The 21,621-nt window shown below is 73.2% G+C and carries 22 protein-coding genes; 7 read left to right on the top strand and 15 right to left on the bottom strand.

The features are described from left to right. The first annotated feature begins 53 nt into the window (after positions 1-53). Positions 54-698, top strand: coding sequence for a glyoxalase (locus ACFVSL_RS02225; RefSeq protein ID WP_386938102.1), 645 nt, complete (start codon positions 54-56; stop codon positions 696-698). Positions 699-821: 123 nt separating this feature from the next. On the opposite strand, the gene ACFVSL_RS02220 is transcribed toward ACFVSL_RS02225, so the two are convergent. Then, complete coding sequence (locus tag ACFVSL_RS02220; protein WP_386938101.1) at positions 822-2,465, bottom strand: ABC-F family ATP-binding cassette domain-containing protein; 1,644 nt, start codon at positions 2,463-2,465, stop codon at positions 822-824. A gap of 302 nt (positions 2,466-2,767) precedes the next feature. Next, positions 2,768-3,136: a DUF4406 domain-containing protein gene (locus ACFVSL_RS02215; protein ID WP_386938099.1), complete on the bottom strand. Its 369-nt coding sequence runs from the start codon at positions 3,134-3,136 to the stop codon at positions 2,768-2,770. A gap of 47 nt (positions 3,137-3,183) precedes the next feature. Here ACFVSL_RS02215 and ACFVSL_RS02210 point away from each other — a divergent pair, with 47 nt between their 5' ends. Then, positions 3,184-3,951, top strand: a complete 768-nt coding sequence (locus ACFVSL_RS02210; protein WP_386938098.1) for a DeoR/GlpR family DNA-binding transcription regulator — start codon at positions 3,184-3,186, stop codon at positions 3,949-3,951. Positions 3,952-3,969: 18 nt separating this feature from the next. Here the strand turns inward: ACFVSL_RS02210 and ACFVSL_RS02205 are convergent, their stop codons facing one another. The 4 genes from ACFVSL_RS02205 to ACFVSL_RS02190 all read right to left on the bottom strand — a co-directional run bounded on the left by ACFVSL_RS02205 (position 3,970) and on the right by ACFVSL_RS02190 (position 8,248). Beyond that, positions 3,970-6,123, bottom strand: coding sequence for an ATP-binding protein (locus tag ACFVSL_RS02205; RefSeq protein ID WP_386938096.1), 2,154 nt, complete (start codon positions 6,121-6,123; stop codon positions 3,970-3,972). A 93-nt stretch (positions 6,124-6,216) separates the two neighbouring features. Then, positions 6,217-6,489 (bottom strand): hypothetical protein, encoded by a 273-nt coding sequence (locus ACFVSL_RS02200; protein ID WP_386938094.1) that lies wholly within the window; start codon positions 6,487-6,489, stop codon positions 6,217-6,219. 40 nt (positions 6,490-6,529) lie between these two features. Then, a complete protein-coding gene (locus tag ACFVSL_RS02195; RefSeq protein ID WP_386938093.1) occupies positions 6,530-7,369 on the bottom strand; it encodes a class I SAM-dependent methyltransferase in 840 nt (279 codons plus the stop codon). Between the two features lie 237 nt (positions 7,370-7,606). Then, positions 7,607-8,248, bottom strand: a complete 642-nt coding sequence (locus ACFVSL_RS02190) for a TetR/AcrR family transcriptional regulator (protein ID WP_386938091.1) — start codon at positions 8,246-8,248, stop codon at positions 7,607-7,609. A gap of 70 nt (positions 8,249-8,318) precedes the next feature. On the opposite strand from ACFVSL_RS02190, the gene ACFVSL_RS02185 reads away from it, so the two are divergent. Beyond that, a complete protein-coding gene (locus ACFVSL_RS02185; RefSeq protein WP_386938089.1) occupies positions 8,319-9,713 on the top strand; it encodes an amidase in 1,395 nt (464 codons plus the stop codon). Positions 9,714-9,796: 83 nt separating this feature from the next. Continuing rightward, positions 9,797-11,263 carry an APC family permease gene (locus tag ACFVSL_RS02180; protein ID WP_386938087.1) on the top strand — a complete coding sequence of 489 codons (1,467 nt, stop codon included), beginning with the start codon at positions 9,797-9,799 and terminating at the stop codon, positions 11,261-11,263. Positions 11,264-11,287: 24 nt separating this feature from the next. Here the strand turns inward: ACFVSL_RS02180 and ACFVSL_RS02175 are convergent, their stop codons facing one another. From ACFVSL_RS02175 to ACFVSL_RS02160, 4 genes are read right to left on the bottom strand one after another with little or no spacing between them, the layout of a single operon-like run. After that, positions 11,288-12,523, bottom strand: a complete 1,236-nt coding sequence (locus ACFVSL_RS02175; protein WP_386938086.1) for an FAD-dependent oxidoreductase — start codon at positions 12,521-12,523, stop codon at positions 11,288-11,290. A gap of 53 nt (positions 12,524-12,576) precedes the next feature. After that, entirely contained in the window at positions 12,577-13,227 is a 651-nt protein-coding gene (locus tag ACFVSL_RS02170; RefSeq protein WP_386938084.1) for a response regulator, read from the bottom strand. After that, the gene (locus ACFVSL_RS02165) at positions 13,224-14,375 is read right to left on the bottom strand and encodes a sensor histidine kinase (RefSeq protein ID WP_386938082.1); all 1,152 of its coding nucleotides are present in this window, start codon (positions 14,373-14,375) and stop codon (positions 13,224-13,226) included. Before ACFVSL_RS02165 ends, ACFVSL_RS02170 begins: the two co-directional genes overlap by 4 nt. 4 nt (positions 14,376-14,379) lie before the next feature. Beyond that, on the bottom strand, positions 14,380-15,126 hold the full coding sequence (locus ACFVSL_RS02160) for a DUF2306 domain-containing protein (protein WP_386938080.1): 747 nt from the start codon (positions 15,124-15,126) through the stop codon (positions 14,380-14,382). A 235-nt stretch (positions 15,127-15,361) separates the two neighbouring features. Here ACFVSL_RS02160 and ACFVSL_RS02155 point away from each other — a divergent pair, with 235 nt between their 5' ends. After that, entirely contained in the window at positions 15,362-17,968 is a 2,607-nt protein-coding gene (locus tag ACFVSL_RS02155; RefSeq protein ID WP_386938078.1) for a lamin tail domain-containing protein, read from the top strand. A gap of 140 nt (positions 17,969-18,108) precedes the next feature. On the opposite strand, the gene ACFVSL_RS02150 is transcribed toward ACFVSL_RS02155, so the two are convergent. The 4 genes from ACFVSL_RS02150 to ACFVSL_RS02135 form a co-directional block, all read right to left on the bottom strand. Further along, positions 18,109-18,495, bottom strand: a complete 387-nt coding sequence (locus ACFVSL_RS02150) for a DUF2510 domain-containing protein (protein ID WP_386938076.1) — start codon at positions 18,493-18,495, stop codon at positions 18,109-18,111. A gap of 127 nt (positions 18,496-18,622) precedes the next feature. Then, positions 18,623-18,904 (bottom strand): antibiotic biosynthesis monooxygenase, encoded by a 282-nt coding sequence (locus ACFVSL_RS02145; RefSeq protein WP_386938074.1) that lies wholly within the window; start codon positions 18,902-18,904, stop codon positions 18,623-18,625. A 36-nt stretch (positions 18,905-18,940) separates the two neighbouring features. Next, positions 18,941-19,210, bottom strand: coding sequence for a hypothetical protein (locus ACFVSL_RS02140; protein WP_386938072.1), 270 nt, complete (start codon positions 19,208-19,210; stop codon positions 18,941-18,943). Positions 19,211-19,253: 43 nt separating this feature from the next. Then, a complete protein-coding gene (locus ACFVSL_RS02135; RefSeq protein WP_386938070.1) occupies positions 19,254-19,562 on the bottom strand; it encodes a hypothetical protein in 309 nt (102 codons plus the stop codon). Between the two features lie 147 nt (positions 19,563-19,709). On the opposite strand from ACFVSL_RS02135, the gene ACFVSL_RS02130 reads away from it, so the two are divergent. Continuing rightward, the gene (locus ACFVSL_RS02130; protein ID WP_386938068.1) at positions 19,710-20,153 is read left to right on the top strand and encodes a hypothetical protein; all 444 of its coding nucleotides are present in this window, start codon (positions 19,710-19,712) and stop codon (positions 20,151-20,153) included. A 106-nt stretch (positions 20,154-20,259) separates the two neighbouring features. Beyond that, a complete protein-coding gene (locus tag ACFVSL_RS02125; protein ID WP_386938066.1) occupies positions 20,260-20,859 on the top strand; it encodes a hypothetical protein in 600 nt (199 codons plus the stop codon). A 67-nt stretch (positions 20,860-20,926) separates the two neighbouring features. Here ACFVSL_RS02125 and ACFVSL_RS02120 read toward each other — a convergent pair whose 3' ends face one another. Next, complete coding sequence (locus tag ACFVSL_RS02120; protein WP_386938065.1) at positions 20,927-21,499, bottom strand: TetR/AcrR family transcriptional regulator; 573 nt, start codon at positions 21,497-21,499, stop codon at positions 20,927-20,929. Positions 21,500-21,621: the final 122 nt, after the last annotated feature.

Here is a 21,621-nt window from a genome sequence, read left to right as displayed (position 1 = left end):
GCCTCGCACGCGCGGGGTTGACGCCGACCGCACGCGCGGGAATCGTGTGCCACATGAACACCGACCAGGATCAGCTCACGTCGATCGGCTCGGTCACCCTCGAGGTCACAGACCCTGAGTCGGCCGCCCGCTTCTACGACGAGGCCTTCGGGCTCGGCGAACGGCTGCGGCTCAGGCAGACGGAGGTCCCGTCGAGCGGCTTCCGCGGATTCACGATGTCGCTCATCGTCGCCCAGCCGGCCGAGGTCGTGCACCTGCTCGACGCGGCGGTCGCCGCCGGCGCCACCGTGCTGAAGCCCGCCGAGAAGTCGCTCTGGGGCTTCGGCGGGGTCGTGCAGGCGCCCGACGGCACGGTCTGGCAGCTCGCGAGCGAGGCGAAGAAGGACACCGGGCCCGCGACGCATCGCATCGAGCACGTCGTGCTGCTGATCGGCGCCGACGACGTCGCCGCGAGCAAGCGCTTCTACAGCGACCGCGGGCTCACGGTCGCGAAGAGCATCGGCGGCTACGTCGACTTCGCGATCGACGGCAGCCCCATCGGACTCGGCCTCTACAAGCGCCGAGCCCTCGCGAAGACCGTGGGCGTCGCGGCCGACGGCAGCGGCTCGCACCGCGTCGAGATCAACGGGGATGCCGCGGCGTTCGTCGATCCCGACGGGTTCGCGTGGGCTCCGGCATCCGGCCCGGCGAGCAGCTGAGACGCACCCCGCACGATCGGAGATCGCCACGACTTCGGAGCCGCCCGACGGGTTCGGTCCGATACCGTGGCGATCTCCGAAGTCGTGGCGCGGGATCGTCGTGGCGAGCCCACCGCCGCACCCTCACCCGGGCAACCGCAAGTGCTCACCCCCGAAGCGCTCGCGCAGCAGCCGGTCGTGCGACACGAGCACGACCGCACCGGCGAAGGTCTCGAGTGCGGCCTCGAGGTCTTCGACGAGGTCGGGCGAGAGGTGGTTCGTCGGCTCGTCGAGCAGCAGCAGCTCGTGCGGCTCGCTCACGAGCAGCGCGAGCTCGAGCCGTCGGCGCTGGCCGTACGAGAGCGCGCCCACGGGCACCGCGAGGTCGCGCGGGTGGAAGAGCCCGAGCGGCATGAGCCGGCCTTCGGCCGTCACGAGATCCTCGCGGATGCCGGCGGCGTAGACCTCGAGCAGCGTTCGGCGGCTCGGCGGGATCACGCTGTGCTGGCGCAGCTGCCCGATGCGGGACGTCGCCGCCACCGTGCCCGCCTCGGGCCGGCGTTCGCCGGCGATCACCTGGAGCAGGCTCGTCTTGCCGATTCCGTTGGGCCCCGTGACGAGCAGGCGGCCGCCCGCCGACAGCTGCAGCTCCTCGACGGAGGCCCCGGCGACCCGCACCCCGGAGAGCACGAGCAGCGGGGCATCCGACTCGGCCGCGGCATTCGGCTCGCCGTTCGCAACCGGTGCCGCGTGCATGCCGACCGCCCGGAAGGCGAGCCGCTTCGGCGGCGGCGCGACCGGCTCGGCGAGCAGCCGCGACATCCGCGCCTTCGCGTTGCGGATGCGGCCCATCGCCCCGTGGTCGCGACCGCGGGGCTTGAAGGCGCCCACCCCCATGCCCGCCTTGTCGAGCTTGCGCGGGATCGCGGCGAGCCGGCCCGCGTTCGCCGCGACGAGCTCGCGGTTGCGGGCCAGCTCGAACTTCCAGTTCTCGTACGCGAGCCGGTGGCGCTCGCGCTCGTTCGCCTTCGCGACGAGGTAGCCGGGATAGCCGTCGCCGTATCGCGCGACCGAGGCGGCATCGACCTCCCAGATCACCTCGGTGAGCGCCTGCAGGAACGCGCGATCGTGCGTCACCGCCACGACCGTGCCGTCGTGCGCGCGCAGTCGCTCGACGAGCCAGCGCCAGGCCTCGTCGTCGAGATCGTTGCTCGGCTCGTCGAGCAGCAGCAGCTCGGGGTTGGCGGCGATCGTCGCGGCGAGGGCGACCCGCGAGCGCTCGCCGCCCGACAGGGTGCGCCACGCGCGGTCGCGATCGAGCCCGCCCACGCCGAGCGCCTCCAGCGATGCGTCGAGCCTGGCCGGGGCGCCGTACCCGTCGCGCGCCTCGAAGCGCGCGATGAGCGCCGAGTACTCGGCAAGGGCGTCGTCGAGCGCGGCGCCCTCGAGGCCGGCGAGTCGCTCCTCGGCGGCGTGCATCGCGCCCTCGAGCGCGCGCAGCTCGGTCGAGCAGGCGTCGACCGCGTCGCCGACGGTCGCCTCCTCGGGCAGCTCGAGAACCTGGTCGTGGATGCCGACGCCCCCGGCGAACCGCGTGACGAGCTCGCCCGCGTCGGGGAACAGGCCGCCGCCGATGAGGCGCAGCAGGGTCGTCTTGCCCGAACCGTTGTCGCCGATGACGCCGACGCGTTCGCCGGGTCGCAGCGACAGCTCGACGCGGTCGAGCACGACGCGCTCGCCGAAGCGCTTGGTCACGGCGTGCAGTGAGAGTTGGCTGGTGGGGTACACGGATGCTCCTTCCGCAGCCCGTCCGCGAAGGCGCGGATGCCGGTCGGGCTCGTCGGCGAACACCGTGGAAACGGTGCGCGCGAGCGTCGACGGCTGCGGGCCGGATGTTCAGTGGTCGGTTGCGCGTCGATCAGCGGAGCTCAGCGCTCGGCGCCGGCTGCGGTCGATGCGGAAGCCGTGGAGCAAGGCTCGACACGGCTCACCACTCAGGAGTAAATCAGCGTACCCATCGCGACGACGGTAGCAGTTCGGGGCGGATCAGGGAAGGGGCGGGGCGGGCCGCCCCCTCCGGTGTCATCGGCTCACGCCGCGGCGGGAACCTCGTCGAGCGAGTGGTACACCGGGATGCCGCGTCCGCGCGCGATCGCGACGTCCTGGTCGGCGCCGCGCGACTCGCCCGGCAGGCGGAGCACCGCATCGCAGTGCTGCAGCAGCCGCTCGGCCGTGGGGTACATGACCTCGGCGGCGAGCGGGTCACTCGGGCCGGTCGCTCCGGCGCTCGAGAGCACCGGCAGCGCCACCCACTCGCCGATCATCGGCACGTGGCCGGCGCGGAAGATCGGCCAGGCTGCCTCCTCGAGCCGCTGCAGGTTCTGCGCCATCAGTTCGGGGTCGCCGCCGGTGCCCGAGGCGTAGGGGCCGGCGATCAGGATCATCATGGGCTTGCTCATATCTGGCACAATAGTGCACAAACGTGAAAGAACAGGAAGGACCTCGAATGCTCGCCGCCGCGCGCAAGGACCTGCTCCTCGAACGACTCCGCCGCGACGGGCGCATCGTCGCCAAGGAGATCGCGATCGAGCTCGGGCTGTCGGAGGACAGCATCCGCCGCGACCTGCGCGAGCTCGACGCCGCCGGCCTCGCCGTGCGCGTGTACGGCGGCGCACTGCCCGCCTCGCCCGCCGTCGCCGACTACGCGAGCCGCACCGAGGTGGCCCCCGAGAGCAAGCGCCTCGTCGCCGCGGCCGCCGTCGCCCTCATCGAGCCGGGCGCCACGGTGATCATCGACGGCGGCACCACGGCCCTCGCCATGGTCGACGCGCTGCCGACGACCCTCGAGTGCACGGTCATCACGCACAGCCCGACGGTCGCAGCCGGCCTCCTGCACCACGCGGCCGAGGTGTTCCTGATCGGCGGCCGGCTCTTCAAGCACTCCGCCGTGGCGTGCGGTGCGGCCGCGGTCGAGGCCGCCGGCCTGGTCAGCGCCGACCTGTTCTTCCTCGGCGTCACCGGGGTGCACCCGACAGCGGGGCTGACGACCGGCGACGCCGAGGAGGCGGCCATGAAGCGCACCCTCGCCTCGCGCGCCGCCGAGACGTACGTGCTCGCCAGCGCCGAGAAGATCGGCACCGCCTCGCGCTACGCCGTCGTGCCGCTCGACGCGGTCGCCGGCGTCATCACCGACGGCGACCGGGGCGGGCAGGCGCTGGGCGAACTCGCCGCAGCGGGGGTGCCGCTCATCGGGGCCGGCGTGCACGGGAGGTGATGCCCGCGGCCGGCCGCCTCACCCCGCGACCGCGAGCTTCTCGAGGATCACCGACTCGCGACGCTCGTCGTGGACCGCCCTGGCGAGCTCGAGCGCCTCGCGAAGGAGGTCGCGGCGCTCGGACTCGGGCCCGCGCTCGGCCTGCATCAGGAGCGTGCGGATCCAGCAGCGGGCGTCGCCGAAACGCCGGAACTCGTGCGAGAGCTCGTCGAGTTCGAGCGCGGCGCCCGCCCCGCCGATGATCTGCTGCACCATCGCCGCGTGCGCGAGCTCGTGGTCGTTGTGCGAGGCGCGAGCGTAGTCGACGCACTCGGCGGCGAGCTCGGCGGCCCGATCGAGATCGAGCCCGGCCTCGGCCGCGGTGAGCGCGATCATGTACCGCGCGTTGTTCACGTGCATCGCGTCGCCCGCACGCCCGTAGTCGTGCATCGCCGCCGCGAAGTCGGCCATCGCCCACTCGGGCGAACTGCGCCGCAGGGCGACTCCGCGCATCTGCCGCGTCGCTGCGAGCTCCCAGCGGTCCTGGAGCGCGAGGGCGAGCTCCTCCGCCTCGCCGAGCCGCGCGAGGGCGATCGCCTCCTGGTCGAGGTACGCCGCGGCCATGCCGGCGAGGTGCAGCGCCGCGAGCCGTTCGCGGTCGTCGCCCGCGATCGCGAGGGCGCGTTCGGCGAGCTCGGCCACCGCGTCGAGATCGAGGAACGTCAAGGCGGTGCCGAGATCCAGGAGTTGCTGCGGCGTGGCCTCCCCGATGACCTCGGCGTCGTGCGCGACCGCCGCGAGCGTGCGCACGCTGTCGACGTCCGAACCGTACTGCTCGATGCCGACGCCGAGGGACGACGCCAGGCTGAGGGTGATCGGATGCCGCGTCGCGCGTGCCCAGCGCACGGCGGCATTCACCTCGGGGCAGAGGATCTCGGAGGCGTGCATCGCCTCGAGGCTGTCGTCGAGCCGCGCACGGCGGGCGAACGGCACCACGATCGCCTCGATGAACGTGGCGTGCCGCTCGAGCACCTCGCGGGCGAGATCCTCGTCGGTGCGGGCACGCACGAAGTCGCGTAGGACCTCGAGCAGCCGGAACCTGCGCGGCGAGCCGCCGATCGCGACGATCAGCGACTGGTCGAGCAGTCGCACGACCGTGCCGTCGGCGCCCGGGTGGGTGACCGCGCGGGCGAGGTCCATGTCGAAGGTGCGCGGCAGCGCGGCGAGGCGGCGCAGCACCTCCTGCTCGTCGGGGTCGAGCAGGTCCCAGCTCCACTCGAACGCGGTCTCGAGGGTGCGGTGCCGGCCGCCGGGCGCGGCGCGGTCGAGGGTCGCGAAGTCGTGTTCGAGGCGCTCGGCGAGTTCGGCGAGCGAGAGATGGCGGGCCACGGATGCCGCGAGCTCGATCGCGAGCGGAAGTCCGTCGAGCCGCGCGCAGATCCGGGCGGCCTGCTCGCGCTCGCCGTCGCGCGGCGGGTCGGCGACTGCGCCGGGGCCGAGTCGTTCGAGGAACATCGCGACGGCGGGGGAGTCGCCGCCCTCGGACGGCAGCGGCGCGAGGGCGACCACGTGCTCGCCCGCCTCGCCGATCGGGGTGCGCGAGGTCGTCAGCACCCGCAACCCGGGAGCGAGGGCGGTCGCCCGGGCGACGACCTCGCCGACCGCGCCGCCGACCCGGTCGACGTTGTCGAGCACGAGCAGATACTCGCGCGTCGAGAGCGAGGTGGCGACCGCGCCGAGCGCGTCGACGCCGGGAGCCGACTCGAGGTCGAGCGCCCGAGAGATGCGGGCCACGACGTCGACCGGCTCGGCGTGCTCGAGCTCGACGACGACCGGCACGCCCGCGAAGGTGCGCGCGAACTCGAGGGCGAGCCGGGTCTTGCCGACCCCGCCCGGCCCGGTCAGGGTGACCCAGTGCCGCGTCTCGACGGCCTCGCCGAGGCGATCGAGATCGGCGTCGCGCCCCACGAAGACGTCGTCGGGCACCCGCACCGAGGTCTCGCGCAGCCCGATCGACGCGGCGACCAGCTCGGCGCGCGTCTCGGCGTCGAGCTTGCGGCGCAGGCTCGCGACATGGCTCTCCACCGTGCGCACCGAGATGAACATCTCGCTCGCGATCTCGGGGTTGCTCAACCGCCGCTCGATGGCGGCGAGCACCGCACGTTCGCGCGGTGTCAGGCGGGGGTTCGACACGTTGACATGGTCGGCGCACGACCGGCGGGCGGCATCAGTGCTCACCCTGTACTGATGCCGCCCGCCGGTCGTGCGTGCCGTTGCCTCGCCCGTTCAGATCGCGGGGCGGGGGCCGCCCGTCGGCGGCCGGCCGAGGCCCAGCCGGTCGAGCAGGGTGCGGAGGGTGCCGGTGCCGGCCAGGCCCGGGTGGGGTGTCGCGCCGGACGGCGCGGGCGCGGAGGCATCCCGCCCTCGTCTCGTGGCCGACGCGACTCGCTCGTCGGCGAGCCGCTCGAGCGCGGCGCGGCGCTGCTCGAGCACGCGGGCGAGGTGCGCCTCGCGGGCCAGATGGATGGTGTGGACCTGGTGATGGTCGCTGAGATTCACGGTGGTTCCTTCATGCGGATCGGGTGCGCAGCCCGGCGGCTCAACGCCGGGTCGCGGTGACGAGCAGGTACTCCCACTCGAGGGCGCCGTTCGCGTCGCTCGCCAGCTGCTCGTCGCCGAGCACGGCGAGGGCGTCGTCGAGCGCACGCACGGCGTCGGCGTCGTCGGCGATGCGACGGTAGACGGCGATCGTCGGACCGTAGTGCGACTTGAAGTAGTCGCGGAACTCGGCGCCGCTCGCGAACTGCGTGATCGCGACGGTCTCGCGGACGGCGACGAAATCCTCGACCTCGTCGCCGAGCAGCCCGCGCACGTGCGCCTCGTCGCCCCAGCGCGGTGCCGGAGTCGCGCCCTCGGGCAGCGGCGGGGCGAACGGCTTCATCACGCCGAACATGCGGCCGATGAAGCCCTCGGGCGTCCAGCTCAGCAGGCCGATCCGGCCGCCGGGCCGCACGACCCGCAGCAGCTCGCTCGCCGCGGCCTCGTGGTGCGGCGCGAACATGATGCCGACGCACGAGATCGCCGCGTCGAACGCGGAGTCCTCGAACGGGAGGTCCTCGGCGTCGGCCTCGCGCCATTCGAGCGAGACGCCCGCCTCGGCCGCGTTGCGGCGCCCGACGGCGAACAGCTCGGGGGCGAGATCGCTCGCGACGACCGCGGCGCCGCGCTGGGCGGCCGGGATCGCGGCGTTGCCGCTGCCGGCGGCGATGTCGAGCACCCGGTCTCCGTCGTGGACCCCGGTGGCGGCGACGAGTCGCGGCCCGAGGCTCCAGATGAGGTCGGAGGCGAGTCTCGGGTAGTCGCCGGACGCCCACATGCTGCGGTGCCGGGCCTTGAGTTCGCGGTCGGCGTCGCTCGCCGTGATCGCGCTGGTGGTCATGTCGTGCTCCTTCGGTCGTGATGACGTTGGAGCGAGTGTCGCCCTGGGCGGTGCGTGCCGCATCCGTGCAGCGCACGGAGATCTGCACGGAGCGGAGACGTCCGGAGGCGGGGTGCCGCCGCAACCGTCTCGGCGATCGCCGCAGTTTCGGATGACTCGGCGCGAGCGCCCCGACGTTGTGGCGATCGCCGAACCCGTGGCGCCGCGCGGTTCTCGGGGAGGGCTCCGGCGTCGAGGTCAGGCGCCGGATGTCGCGGCGCCGCGCACGAGCGTCGCGTCGAGCCCCGCGATGAGTGCCTCGAGGCCCTGGTCGAAGGTGTCGAGGTCGCGCATGCCGGAGACCTCGGGCGGGGCGGTGCCCCCGGCGCCCGGGCGTTCGGCGGCGCGGCTTCGGGCCCACACCACGAGGAATCCCGTCGCGTAGGCGTCGACGATGCCGAGGATCTGGCGCGCCTCGGCTGCGTCGAGCCCGGCGCGTTCGAGGCTCGCGACGACGGCGACGAGGTGCGTCGCGACGGGGGAGGCGTCGTACGGCGCGAGCGCCAGCAGCTCGAAGCTGTGCGGCAGCCGCACCGCGAGGTCGCGGTACGAGCGCAGGGTGCGTCGCACCGTCTCCTGCCACGGTTCGCCGGGCACCTCGCGGAGCTCGAGCCGCTCGATGAGCCGGGCCACGATCGCGTCGACGAGGTCGTCGCGGTTGCGCACGTGCGTGTAGAGGCTCATCGGCGCGCGGTCGAGCTCGGCGGCCAGTCGGCGCATGGTCAGGGCGTCGAGCCCGTCGCGCTCGACGAGTGCGATCGCGGCCTCGATGAGGTCGTCGCGGCTCACCGTGCGGCGCGGTGCGGTCTTCTTGCGGGATGCCTCTTGACGGGACGCCATGGGTGCAAGAGTATCGTCCGTACAGTGTACGGATCCGTACGGCGTACGGAAGCGCGAAAGGCACCACCACATGGAACTGTTCCGGCTCACCGCCACCGAGGCATCCGAGCTCATGCGACGTCGCGAACTCTCGCCCGTCGACCTGCTCGAATCGGTCATCGCCCGCACCGAGGCGACCGAGCCCGTGATCAACGCGGTCACCGAGCAGTGGATCGACGAGGCCCGCGCGGCGGCCGTCGCGTCGGAGGCGCGCTTCGCCGGCGGCGAGGCGCTGCGCCCCCTCGAGGGCATTCCGCTGATGCTGAAGGACGAGCAGCCGATCGCGGGCCGCCTCCTCGAAGACGGATGCCTTCTCGAACGCGGCAACATCGCGGACGAGACCCACCCGATCGTCGAGCGCATCCAGGCCGCGGGCGCCGTCGTGCACGCGCGCACCACGACCCCCGAGTACTGCTGTGCCCCGGTCACGCACTCGAAGCTCTGGGGCGTCACCCGCAACCCGTGGAACCCCGACTTCACCCCCGGCGGCTCGTCGGGCGGCTCGGGCGCGGTGCTCGCGGCGGGCTCGACGCTGCTCGCGACGGGCTCCGACATCGGCGGCTCCATCCGCATTCCCGCCTCGTTCTGCGGCGTCGTCGGGTTCAAGCCGCCGTTCGCGCGCGTGCCGGGCATGGCCCCCTTCAACTCCGACACCTACTGCGCCGACGGGCCGATGGGCCGGAGCGTCGCCGATGTCGCGATGCTCCAGAACGTGATCTCGGGGCCGTGGGTCGGCGACGCCGCCTCGCTCCGCGAGATCGCCGCGGTCTCGGGCGAGGCCGGCTCGCTCGACGGCGTGCGCGTCGCGCTCTGCCTCGACCTCGGCGGCTACGAGGTCGATCCCGCCGTCGAGGCGAACACGCGGGCCGTCGGCGCCGCCCTCGTCGCTGCCGGCGCGACGGTCGACCTCGTCGAACTTCCCTGGGGCCCCCAGCGCACCCTCGAGACGGCGTGGCCGCACTTCGGCGCCGTCATGGGTCCGTTCATCGAGAGCATCGTCGAAGGCGATGCGGCTCGCGCCGAGCAGCTCATGCCGTACACCCGGGCGTTCGCGGCGCAGGCCGCGGCCGGCGGCGACTACGTCGGCGGGTTGGTGGCCGAGTCATCCTTCTACCGGCCGTTCGCCGAGCTGATGACCGGGTACGACGTGCTCGTCTGCCCGACCGTCGCGACCACCGGCCTCGCCGCCGACGAGCCAGCCACCGACAGCACCGCGATCTTCTCGCAGCTCATGACGCTGCCGTTCAACGTGATCGGCCGGGTTCCGGTGCTCGCCGTGCCGTCGGGCCTCGCGCCGAACGGCGTGCCGACGGGCGTGCAGATCGTCGGTCGCACGTACGACGACGCCGCGGTCTTCCGCGTGGGCGCTGCGCTCGAGCAGGAGCTCGCCCTCTGGACCGACGCCGCCTGGTGGCCCGCCGTGTAGCGCGCCGACCCGGTCCGTCGCGCCCGCCGCGACCCCCATCCCACCCCCTGCCGTCATCACCGTCGCTGACAAGGAGCAACCCGATGAGCTCGACCCCGCCCCCCGCCCCGACTCCCGCGCCAACCCGTACGCCGTCGTCCGACGACGCGCGCGGGCTGGCCCGCGGCCGGCTCGGCACCTTCGACATCTTCTTCTTCGTCGTCGCCGCGGCCGCGCCGCTCGCCGTCATGGCGGGGGCGGCCCCGCTCGCGTTCCGCCTCGGGGGCATCGGGGCGCCCGGCGCCTACGTGTTCAGCGGGGTCGTCTACCTCCTCTGCGCGGCCGGCTTCACCGCGTTCGCGAGATACGTGCGCAACGCCGGTGCCTTCTACGCCTTCATCGGGCGAGGGCTCGGCCGGTCGGCCGGCGGGGGTGCGGCCATCGTGGCGCTGCTCTCGTACGCGCTCATCTGCGGCGGGTTCTACGGCTTCTTCGGCTTCTACGCCGCGGCGACGTTCAACCCGATGCTCGGCCTCGAGGTGCACTGGTCGGTCTACGCGCTCGTCGCGCTCGCCGTGGTCGCCCTGCTCGGGTACCGGCAGGTCGACATCGGGGCACGCGTGCTCGCCGTGCTCATGATCCTCGAGGTCGCGATCCTCGTCGTCATCGCGGTCGCGGTGCTGGCGACCGAGGGCACCGCGAACTTCTCGGTCGAGCCCTTCGCCCCCGGCAACGTGTTCAACCTCGCGAGCGGCGGCATGTTCGTGCTCGCCCTCGGCGCGTTCATCGGCTTCGAGAGCACGGCCATCTACGCCGAGGAGGCGCGCCGCCCCGAGCGCACCGTGCCGCGCGCGACCTACCTCGCCGTCGGGTTCCTGGCACTGTTCTACGGGTTCATCGCGTGGATCGCGGTCGCCGCCCTCGGCGTCGACGGGCTCGTCGAGTACAGCCTCTTCGGCGTGTTCCAGGGGCTCTACTTCATGCTCGCCGAGTCGTACCTCGGGGCCTGGGCGAGCACGGTGATGGGCCTGCTCATCGTCACGAGCATCCTCGCGGCGACGATCGCGTTCCACAACGCGACGTCGCGCTACCTGTTCTCGCTCGGCCGCGACGGGCTGCTGCCCGCCCGCCTCGCACGCACGCATGCGAAGCACCGCTCGCCGGCGGTCGCGAGCCTCGTGACGACGATCTCGTCGCTCATGCTGATCTCGCTCACCCTCGTGCTGAACGGCGACCCGTACCTGCAGTTGCTGCTCTGGACGAACGGCGTCGGCATCATCGGCGTCGTCGCCCTCCAGTTGCTCTGCATGATCAGCGTCGTTCGGTTCTTCAGCCGAGACCGGCGGGGGCACGGCGTGTTCCGGGTCGTGATCGCGCCGCTGCTCGGCGCGGCCGGACTCGTCGCGGGACTCGTGCTCATGCTCACGAACCTCGACCTGCTCACCGGCCGCACCGACTGGGTCAACTGGGCGCTCATGGCGACGCTCGTCGTCGCGGCAGTCATGGGCGTGGTGCTGGCGCGCCGAGCCCCGGCGAGTGCGGAGGCCGCCGACACCGCCGAAACCGAATAGGCGGCGGGTGCGGTTGCGGCCGCGTCAGGCGGAGGGCTCGGGCGCTCCGCCGGCGCGGCCGGCGGGCGCCCCGCCGAGCGATGTCGGCGAGGCGAGCCCCGCCCGTGCCGCGGTCGCTCCGCCGCCGCCCGCTGCACTCCCTGCTCCGTCGCTGGCGAAGCGGTCGAAGCGGAACGGCTCGAGGTCGACCGCCGGCTCGACGCCCTCGGCGAGGTCGGCGAGCACGAGGCCCATGAGCGCCGAGAACTTGAAGCCCTCGCCCGAGTCGCCGCACGCGACCGTGACCCCGGGCAGGGGCGTGCCGATGACGAATCGGCCGTCGGGGGAGTCGGTCCAGGTGCACACCTTGGCGTCGACGACCTCGGCGTCGCGCATGCCGAGCTCGGTGCGCGCGTACTCGAGCAGCGCGGCCGTGCGGGCCGCGTCGGGCGTGCGGTCGTCGTCGACGCCCCAGTCGGCATCGCGCAGGGGCGCGTCGAGCCCCAGCTTGTAGCCGACCCCCGGCGTCGTCATGGCGTACAGCGTCGGGCGTTCGCCGCTCGCGATGTCGATGAGGTCGGGCAGCTCGTCGAACGGCAGCGCCGGGTCGGCGACGTGCACGACCTGCTCGAAGTGCGGCCGAAGGGGCACGTCGAGCCCCAGGCGCTCGAGCAGGGCGGATGCCCCGGGGCCGGCCGCGACGACGAGCGCGTCGGCCTCGAGCGTCTCGCCCCCGGCGAGGTGCACCCGGCGCGGGGCGTCGCCCGAAGCATCCGCCTCGAGGTCGACGACGTGCGCGATGCGCAGCGTGCCGCCCGCCTGCTCGAAGCGCCGCAGCTGCGCCCGCAGCGACACCTCGGCGAGCACGGGGCCCGCCTCGGAGGTGTAGATCGCGCCGCGTCCGTCGGGCACGAGCCCGGGGAAGCGGCGGCCGACCGCGTCGGCGTCGAGGCGCAGGTGGGGTATCCCCTCCATCGCGAGGGTCCACTCGAAGGCGTCGAGCGCCGCGGGGGAGTCGCGCCACACGAGCCCCCGGCGCAGGAACACGGGTTCGCCGGCGATCTCGGAGAGCCGTTCCATCGCCGCGAGGCTCTGCCGGGTCATCCGGATCTTCGCCGGGTCGGGGTCGGCGAGCCGCCAGATGCGGGTCGGCCCGTGCGACGACGACAGCGGGTTCGCGGGCCCGTACCGGTCGACGAGGGTCACCCGGTGGCCGCGTTCGGCGAGCTCGGCCGCCGCGGGCAGCCCCCACGCGCCGGCGCCGATGACGATGATCTGCATCCCTCCATCCTCCCTCGCGGGCGACGGGTGTTGCGTCGCGCGTCGCGCCGGCGTCAGTGCGCGCGGCGCTGCTCGTGCCGCCAGATCGCCAGTTCGACCCGGTTGCGCACGCCGAGCTTCGTCATGAGGCTCTCGACGTGCGTCTTCACGGTGCTCAGCGAGATGTGCAGCTCGCGGCCGATCTCGGCGTTGCCGAGGCCGCGCGCGACCGCGTCGAGCACCTCGGTCTCCCGCTCGGTGAGGGGCGTCGCAGGGGCGGCCGGCGGTGCCGGAGCCTCGCCCGCGAAGGCGGCGATGAGGCGCACCGTGACGTTCGGATCGATGAGCGCGTCGCCGCGGGCGGCCGCGTGCACCGCCTCGGCGAGCAGCACCGCTCCGGCGTTCTTCAGCAGGAACCCGCGCGCCCCCGCCCGCAGCGCGCCGTAGACGTACTCGTCGAGGTCGAAGGTCGTGATCACGACGACCGGGATCGGGTCGGCGACGTCGGGCCCCGCGAGCAGGCGGGTCGCCTCGAGCCCGTCGAGCACGGGCATCCTGATGTCGAGCAGGCAGACGTCGGGCCTGCTGCTGCGGGCGAGACGCACCGCCTCGGCGCCGTCGGCCGCCTCGGCGACGACCTCGATGCCGGGCTGGGCGTCGAGGATCATCCGCAGGCCGGTGCGCACGAGGTGCTGGTCGTCGGCGATCAGCACGCGCACGCTCACGTCGGCCACCCCGCGCGCGGGAGCACTGCGGTCACGGTCCAGCCGGCTCGGCCGCCGCCGGGGTCGCCCCCGTCGCCGGGCCCGGCCTCGCAGCGGCCGCCGAGCAGGGCGGCGCGTTCGGCCATGCCGGTGAGCCCGAAGCCGGGTCGGGCGGATGCCACGGCCTCGCCGTCGTCGCGGACCTCGAGCCGCACGCCGTCGCCGTCGACGCCGACCCGCACGTCGACGCGGGTCGCGCCGTGCGCGTGGCGGCGCGCGTTCGTCACCGCCTCCTGCGCGATGCGGAACACGGCGGCGCCGATCGCCGGCGGCACCGAGTCGGCGTCGCCGTCGACCGCGACCGTCACGGCGGGCCCACCGGGCGACGAGCTCGTGAGCCGCCCGAGATCGTCGAGGCCGGGCACCGGGGCCAGCTCGGGGGCATCCGATCGACGGAGCACCCGGACCATCGCCCGCATCTCGTCGAGAGTGCGCGAGGCCTCGCCCTCGATCACCCTGAGCGCCTCGGTCGCGGCGTCGGGGCGCTGCGCCGCGACGGCGGCGCCCGCCTGCGCCTGGATCGCGATCGCCGAGACGTGATGGGCGACGGTGTCGTGGAGCTCGCGGGCGAGCTGCTCGCGCTCGAGCAGCCGCATGCGCTCGAGCTCGCGGGCCCGGGCGCCCGCGCGCCAGCGGAACGCGAGACCGAGCGACCCCGTCGTGACGACGACCGCGAGCCCGCCGACGAGGTCGACCGGCGTGGTCGGCTCGAGCAGCAGCGGGGCGAGTGCGCCGGCGAGCACGAGCGTCGCGCCGCCGACCATCGCGCGCCCGCTGCCCCAGCGCAGCACCGCGTACACGAGCAGGAGGAAGTAGGCGGTCGTGAACAGCTGCGGGTCGCCGCCGACGACCAGCGAGACGAGCGTGCCGATGCTGAACGCGACCGCGAGCATCGTGAACGGGCGGGTGCGGCGCCACAGCAGGGTCGGCACGAGGGCGACGAGCACGACCGCCCAGCCCCAGCGCCACGGCACCTCGGGGCGCAGCGACGCCTCGAGCAGCACCAGCGGCGGCAGCACGCCGACGAGCACCCAATCGCGCCAGACCCGCCGCGGCGGAGGCGGCGTCGCGGCCGGCGAGCGCCACAGTGCGCGGACGGGGCTCGTCATGCCCTCATGATAGGTCGGCGCCCGCCGCCGGGGCAGGTGCGGTGGCAGGGGCGTCGGCGGTGCGTCCGGGGCGCTCCGTGCGTCCGGTGCGTCCGGGGCGTCCGGTGCGTCCGGTGCTTCCTCGTGCCGACCGGGCGCGACGGCGGATGACGATCTCGGCCACCACGAGGTTGATCACCCAGCCGGCGCCCATGAGCACCGCGTGCATCGCCTCGCCGGGCGCACCGAACACGAGCGTCCACGGCAGGAACGTGAACACCTGCGTGCCCGCGCCGAGCCCGATCGCGTACGCCCGCGTCATCCACGCGCTGTGGGTGCCGACGTCGCCCCGGCGGATCGCGAGGAACGCGACGACGATCGCCCCGGCCATCGCCGTGCCGAACCCGAGGCGCATCACCATCAGCGCCGGGCCGTTCACCGCCGGCATCTGGTAGGCGAGGGTCATCCAGAGCGCCGACATCGCCGAGAGGAGGCCCGCGGGCGCCACGATGCGCCCGGCGATCCGATGCCAGCGGCGACGCCGGAGCGACGGCGCGAACTGCAGTGCACCGAGCACGAGGAACACGCTCGACCCCACGATGTGGATGATCACGGGCACGGGGGAGTCGAAGAACCGGGCGTTCTCGGCGGTCACCGGCCCGCCGCCGCTGAGCTGGGTCAGCCGGAACGAGCCCGCGGCGATCGGCACGAGGCTGAGGGCGATGAGTCCGGCCGGAGCGAGCCACTCGCGGCGTCGAGGTGAATCGGTCATGACTCGATGCTCGTGCGCACCCGGGGCGTGCACATCGGTCGGCGGGCTCGAACCGCCTCGGCCGATCGGCCGATCCGCTCGCGCGAGGGCGAGGCTGCGCGACGGTGCGACGGCCCGACGGCGCGATTCGACTGCCGTCGTACACCGCCCGTTCACCCGCGCGTGGGCTCCGCGTCACCGCGGCCCGGTCGAGTGGCTCCCGACCCCCGCACCCGCCCGCGTCAGGAGCGCCCGCATGCCCGTGCAGCACCCGAATCCACCCGCAATCCGGCGTCGTCGCGTGCCCGCGATGCTCGCCGCGCTCGCCGTCGCAGCCTCGGGGCTCGCGGTCGCCGCGAGCCCGAGCCTCGCGACCGCCGCCGAAGCCGGCGTCGTCGTCAACGAGATCGTCTACGACGACGTCGTCGCCGGGGCGGTCGACGCGATCGAGCTGTTCAACGCCGGCGCATCCAGCGTGGATGTCTCGGGCTGGAAGGTCTTCGACGACAAGCGCGAGGAGGCGGGGGTGATCCCCGACGGCACGAGCCTCGCCGCAGGCGGGTTCCTCGTGCTCGAGAAGGACGGCGCGCCACTCGGGTTCCCGTTCGGCCTCGGCAAGGGTGACACGGTCACCCTCGTCGACGCGGCCGGCGCCGACGTCGACTCGTACGCCTACGCGGCCACCGCGCCGCTCGGCGACTGGTCGCGCTGCGCCGACGGCGGCGACTGGGCGCACGGCACGGCTCTCACCCTCGGCGCCCCGAACACCTGCGAGGCGCCGGCCGTCGACGGCCGCATCGTGCTGAACGAGGTCGACTCGGGTCCCGCCGACTGGATCGAGCTCGTCAACCCGGGCGACGCGGCCGTCGACCTCGCGGGCGTCGAGATCCGCGACAACTCCGACGACCACCGCTGGTTCTTCGCGGCCGGCGCGAGCCTCGCCGCGGGCGAGCGTTTCGTCGTCGACGCCGAGACGGAGGGTGTCGACGTGAACGGCGCCCCGCAGCAGTTCCAGGCCGCGATCGGCGTCGGCGGATCGGACTCGATCCGCGTGTTCGGCGCCGACGGGGCGCTGCTCGACGAGACGTCGTGGACGGGGCATCCCGCCATCGACGGCGACGAGGCGGCCGCGAGCTACGCGCGCTGCCCCGACACGACGGGCGCCTTCGGGCTCGCCCGCGTCACGCCGGGCGCCGCGAACGACTGCGTGCTGCCGGCCGTCGCGATCAACGAGGTCGAGTCGAACGGCGACGCGACCGACTGGGTCGAGGTCGTGAACACCGGCACCGCGCCGGTCGACCTCTCGGGCTGGACCCTCATGGACAGCGACCCCGCCGGCCACGCGGCCGATGTCACCCCCGTCGCCGCGGGCACCACGCTCGCGCCGGGCGCCTTCTTCGTCTTCGACGGTGCGAGCCACTTCACCTTCGGGCTCGGCGGCGCCGACGTCGCGACCGTGCGCAACGCGAGCGGCCTCACCGTCGCCGAGTACGCCTGGACCGAGCACGCGGCCGTCACGTGGGCGCGCTGCCCCGACGGCACGGGCGACTTCGCCGATGCGAAGACCGCGACGAAGGGCGCGACCAACTGCGGCGACGGCGGCGGCGAACCCGGCGGACCCGAGGAGCCGGTCGCGGCCGACTGGCCCGGCTCGCCCGAGGTGCGCGTGGTCGACGAGACCGCGATGTTCCTCGAGGACTCCTCCGGCCTCGACACGCAGGCGACCCCCGACGGCGCCGTGCTCTGGGCGGTCGACAACGGCACCGGCACCTTCTGGAAGCTCGACGTCGACGCTGCGGGCAACGCCTCCTTCGCCGAGGGTTGGGCCGAGGGCAAGCGCGCACGGTTCCAGCGCGACGCCGCGAACCCGGCCGCAGCCGGCCCCGACACCGAGGGCATCACGGTCGACGGCGACAGGCGCGTCTACCTCGCCTCCGAGCGCGACAACTCGAAGAAGGGCGTGAACCAGAACGTCGTGCTCGCGGTCGACCCCGACGCGGCCGGTCCCGACGTCGTCGCCTCCCAGGAGTGGGACCTCACCGCCTCACTTCCGCAGGTCGCCGCGAACACCGGCATCGAGGCCGTCGAATGGGTGTCGGATGCCTCGCTCGCGGGCCTGCTCGTCGACCGCAACACCGGCAAGCCCTACGAGCCGGCCGACTACCCCGGCCACGGCGACGGGCTCTTCTTCGTCGCCGTCGAGGACAACGGCTTCGTCTACGCCTACGCGCTCGGCACGGACGGCTCGATCACGCAGGTCGCGGAGATCGACCCGGGCCTCGGCGGGGTCATGGCGCTCGACTACGACACCGTGATCGGCGAGCTCTGGGCCGTCTGCGACGACGGCTGCGAGGGCCGCTCGGCCCGCATCGCGTTCACCGGCGGCGAGCCCGAGATCAGCTTCTTCGCCCGCCCCGCGAGCATGCCGAACCTCAACAACGAGGGCTTCGCGACGATGCCGGCGTCGATCGAGGCGGGCGCCGCGGTGCGCACGGCCGCGGCCGTCGTCGCGGCGGATGCCTCGGCCGAGCGGCCCGTGTGGTGGTTCGCCGACGGCGAGCAGCCCGCCGCCCTCCGTGCGGGCACGCTGCCCGCCGCGGCGGGGGAGCCGGGTGGCGAGCCCGGACCCGGTGACGGCGACGGTGGCGGAGACGGTGGCACGGGCGGTGGCGACGGCGGCCAGACCGACGGCACCGGCTCGCAGCCGGCCGTGTCCGACGGCCTCGCCGAGACCGGCGTCGACTCGGGGCTGCTTGCGCTCGCGCCGCTCGGGGTGCTCATCGTGGGCGCGGGCATCACGCTCCTGATCGCGGCGCGCCGGCGCCACCGTGCCGGGACTCACGCGGCTCCCGCGGCCGAGTAGGACGACCGCTCCATCCCAGTGCGCGGCGCGGCCGGGCGACTCCACCTGGAGCGCCCGGCCGCGTCGCTACGTCACTGAGTCGCCCGGTGACTCAGTGACGGAGTGCGATGGCGGCGGCACGCGGGCAACACCACCGGTGTTCAGATGCGCTCGAACACCATCGTCGCCTGGATGCGATCGCCGCCTCCGAAACCGCCGCTGCCCGAAGAAGTCGTCGAGATCGTATGCAGCCGATATCCGAGTGCGGCCTGTTTGTTGATCACCTTCTCGAGCTCAGTGAGATTCCCCGATCCCGTCCCGAAGAACTTCTCCTTGAGCACGACCTGAAGCACGACGTAGCTCATGCCTGCTGGCGCGGGCCGTGGTTGGGCGCCGGCGACGGCGTCGGCTTGTGCCCGGCTGATCATGCCGTCGATCCCCGGTGCTTTCGGTGGAGGAGGTTGCACCGCATCGGTCCAGGCGGTGCCGTCCCACCATCTCATCGCCCCAGAACCGTCGTCGTACCAGCCTGCCTGCGTATCGGTCACGATGCCCTTCTCGTCCGAACCACCGTGGTTCCGACCATCGATCAGCTTCGAGGATGGTCGAGAACGTTCACGGACGACCCGCGGATGCGGACCGACCTTGTTCGCCGTGCGCCCGGCTAGGGCTGATTCAGCGGACGTTCCCGCGAAGCCCGTCGATCGGACGCTCGTCCCAGCTCGCGAACGGGTCGTTCCCGACCTCGGCCATGAGTGCGGGGCGTGCGGCCGCCGCGGCGTCTTCGGACTCCCAGAGTGCGATGCCCACCAGACGGCCGCTGCCGTCGTCCACGACGCCGGTCCACTCCAACCCGGGCTGCTCACGGGCGACTCGGCTGTAGCGCTGCATCGAGTCGAGCACCGCGCCGCGATGTTCGGGCTTCGGTGAATGCACGGAGACGACGGCGTACGTCATGTATTGCAGCCAATCACGTGGCGCGCGGAGAGGGAACTACCAGATGGTGCCGCCGCCGACCGAGATGCCGGCCCACGTGAGCGCGATGAAGATCGCCGCGAACACGACGGGTGCGATGCCCTTGCCGTTGCGTGCGAGCCCCTTGAAGAGGGCGATCACGGCGAGGATCGCGGCGACGATCGAGAGGCCGCCGCCGAGGATCAGCCCGATGAACAGCGGGATGGGCATGAGCACGAGGCCGGCCAGCGCGATCCAGAAGGCGGCCCAGGCAGCCGGATTGGACTGACGTTCGACGGAGGAAGACATGGTTCATTGTCTCGTATCCGCCGCCGGCGGGCCGCCTGCCGATTTAGAACGGGTCGCGGACGATGTGCACTCGATGCTTCACGGAGTGAATGTGGCGCATCGGAACGAACTCGGGTCTTGGCAGTGTGTTCTTCCCGCGTACTGGCAGGACCATTACCCGGTGCAGCACGACTGTGAGATTCAGGTCGAGCCAACCCAGTAATGTGCCGAGGCTGACGTGTGCAGTCCAGCCGAAGACGATCAGCCAAAGCACGGTACCCACTGGGATGAGGATCCAGAGCAGCAGCCCGCGTATCAGTAACAGGGCGAGCATCGTCATGTCGCCGAGTGCCTCGCGTGTGGCCCTGTCCATGACGTGAGCCTATTCGCAGACGGGGCCAGTAGGCCCCTGAGGGGGTCGTCGATCGATGGCATCGCTGACGGTTCGAGGTACGCCTCTCCGGCAACTCCACGGCACCTCGCTTTCGCGAGACCTCGATGATGAGGGGAGGATCGGAGCATGGACGACGGAGGCGGCGCGCGCGCGACGGCAGGCGCGAACGGATCAGCAGTCGGCATTCGACTGATCGTCGATGTCGCCAACGTCGTGGGCTCGCGGCCCGACGGCTGGTGGCGCGACCGGGCCGGCGCCGCGACGCGCCTGCTCGCCGCACTGCCGCCGCTCGTGGGGCGCGAGGTGCGCGGCCCCGATGGCGCCGCGTTGCGCATCGCCGAGCTCGTGGCCGTGATCGAGGGAGCCGCGAAGGCGGCCTCGCGGCCCGAGGGCATCACGGTGGTCGCCGCTCCGGCCGACGGTGACGGCAGCATCGTCGAGATCGCCGGCGACGAGGCATCCGATCACCCGACGCTCGTCGTGACCGCCGACCGCGGGCTGCGCGCCCGGCTCGCCGACGGGGTGCTCGTCGCCGGGCCGGGGTGGCTGAACGAGCTGCTCGGGCGCTGAGCGAGGTCGTCGTGACCGGTGGGGGTGGCGGCGGGGGAGTCGATGTGCTATACCCGGAGGGGGTATCAACCGAATGACTTCCGGAGCTTCGCGAGGAGGCGCAGCGATGAACCGAACCGACCATGCAGCCCCGGCCGCGACCGCCGGCGGCGCGGCCGCCACGACGGCACCGCCATCCATTCCGTTCATCGTGCTCGCGCTCGTCATCGGCGTCGCGAGCGGGTTCGGGCTGCTGTTCAGCGGCTACCCCGAGGCGCTCGGCCCGACCGTGCCGATGACCGCGCTCGGCATCGCCACGCTCTGCTATATCGCGGCGGCCGTCACGGGCCTGCGCTGGGTCGCCTGGCTCGTCGTCGGGGTCGGCACCTTGATGGTGTTCGGCGCCGAGTTGCTCGACCTGCCGCGGTGGGCGGCGCTCGCCGTGGCGGGGCTCGTGCTCCTCGTCGTCGGGCTCGTCAGACGTCCCCGGGCGACCACGCCGCAGGCGCTCGCGATGCTCGGCTTCTTCGGCGTCGCCGTCGGGGCGCTCGCACTCGACCCGCGACTCGGGCTCGCGCTCGCGGGTCTCGCGCTCGCCGCGCACGCCGGCTGGGACGTCGTGCACTACCGCCGCAACGCGGTCGTCGGTCGTTCGCTCGCGCTGTGGTGCATGGGGCTCGACCTGTTCCTCGGGCTCGTCTGCGTGGGCATCGCGATCGCCGGCTGAGCGCACGGCGGGCGCACGCGGTCGAACCGGCGCAGCAGACGAGCGCGACCTGCCCGGCGACCCGGCCTCAGAGCGTCGCGAGCAGCGCGTCGGCCGCGGCGCGCGTGCGCGTCATGCGGGTCGGGTCGAGGTCGAAGTCGCCGAGGAACACCGAGCCGAGGGCGCAGGTGAGCACGCCGTAGGCCGCGGTCGCGCAGGCGTCGCGCGGAGCGTCGGGGTGAGCGCGGCCGACGAGCTCGGCCAGCTGGACCCGGGTGGCGGTGTACGCGGTGGTGAGGACCTCGGCGATGTCGGGCGTCGAACGCGAGAGTTCGACGAGGCCGAGCACGACCGCGTTCTCGCGATCGGGTGAGGCGAACACCGGGCCGAAGAGGTAGTCGAGCGCGCTCTCGAGGTCGTCGATGCCGGCGGGCAGTATCGAGCCCACCTCGCCGCTCGGGCCGGCGAAGACGGCGACGGCCGTGTCGAGCAGCAGCTTGTCGCGATTGCCGACGAAGTGCCGCACGTGCCCGCGCGACATGCCGGTCGCCGTCGCGATGCGGTCGAGGGTCGTGCCGTGCACGCCGTGCTGGGCGATCGTCGCCATCGTGGCGTCGAGGATCTGCTCGCGGCGCTCGGTGGCAACGGAAGGGCGTGCCATCGGTCCTCTCCTCTCGTGTCGATGCCGGGCGCTGTCGTCCGGCCTCCTGGCCCGAGTGTATCGGCTGGATGAAATTAGTCTAGTCAGACTTGACTATTTACGAACGCCTCCGTAACGTGACC

This window comes from Agromyces sp. NPDC058064, assembly GCF_042885275.1.
In the GTDB taxonomy this organism is placed as follows: domain Bacteria; phylum Actinomycetota; class Actinomycetes; order Actinomycetales; family Microbacteriaceae; genus Agromyces.
The sequence above is the reverse complement of the archived record's forward strand: the minus strand, read 5'-3'. Positions and strand labels throughout refer to the sequence as shown.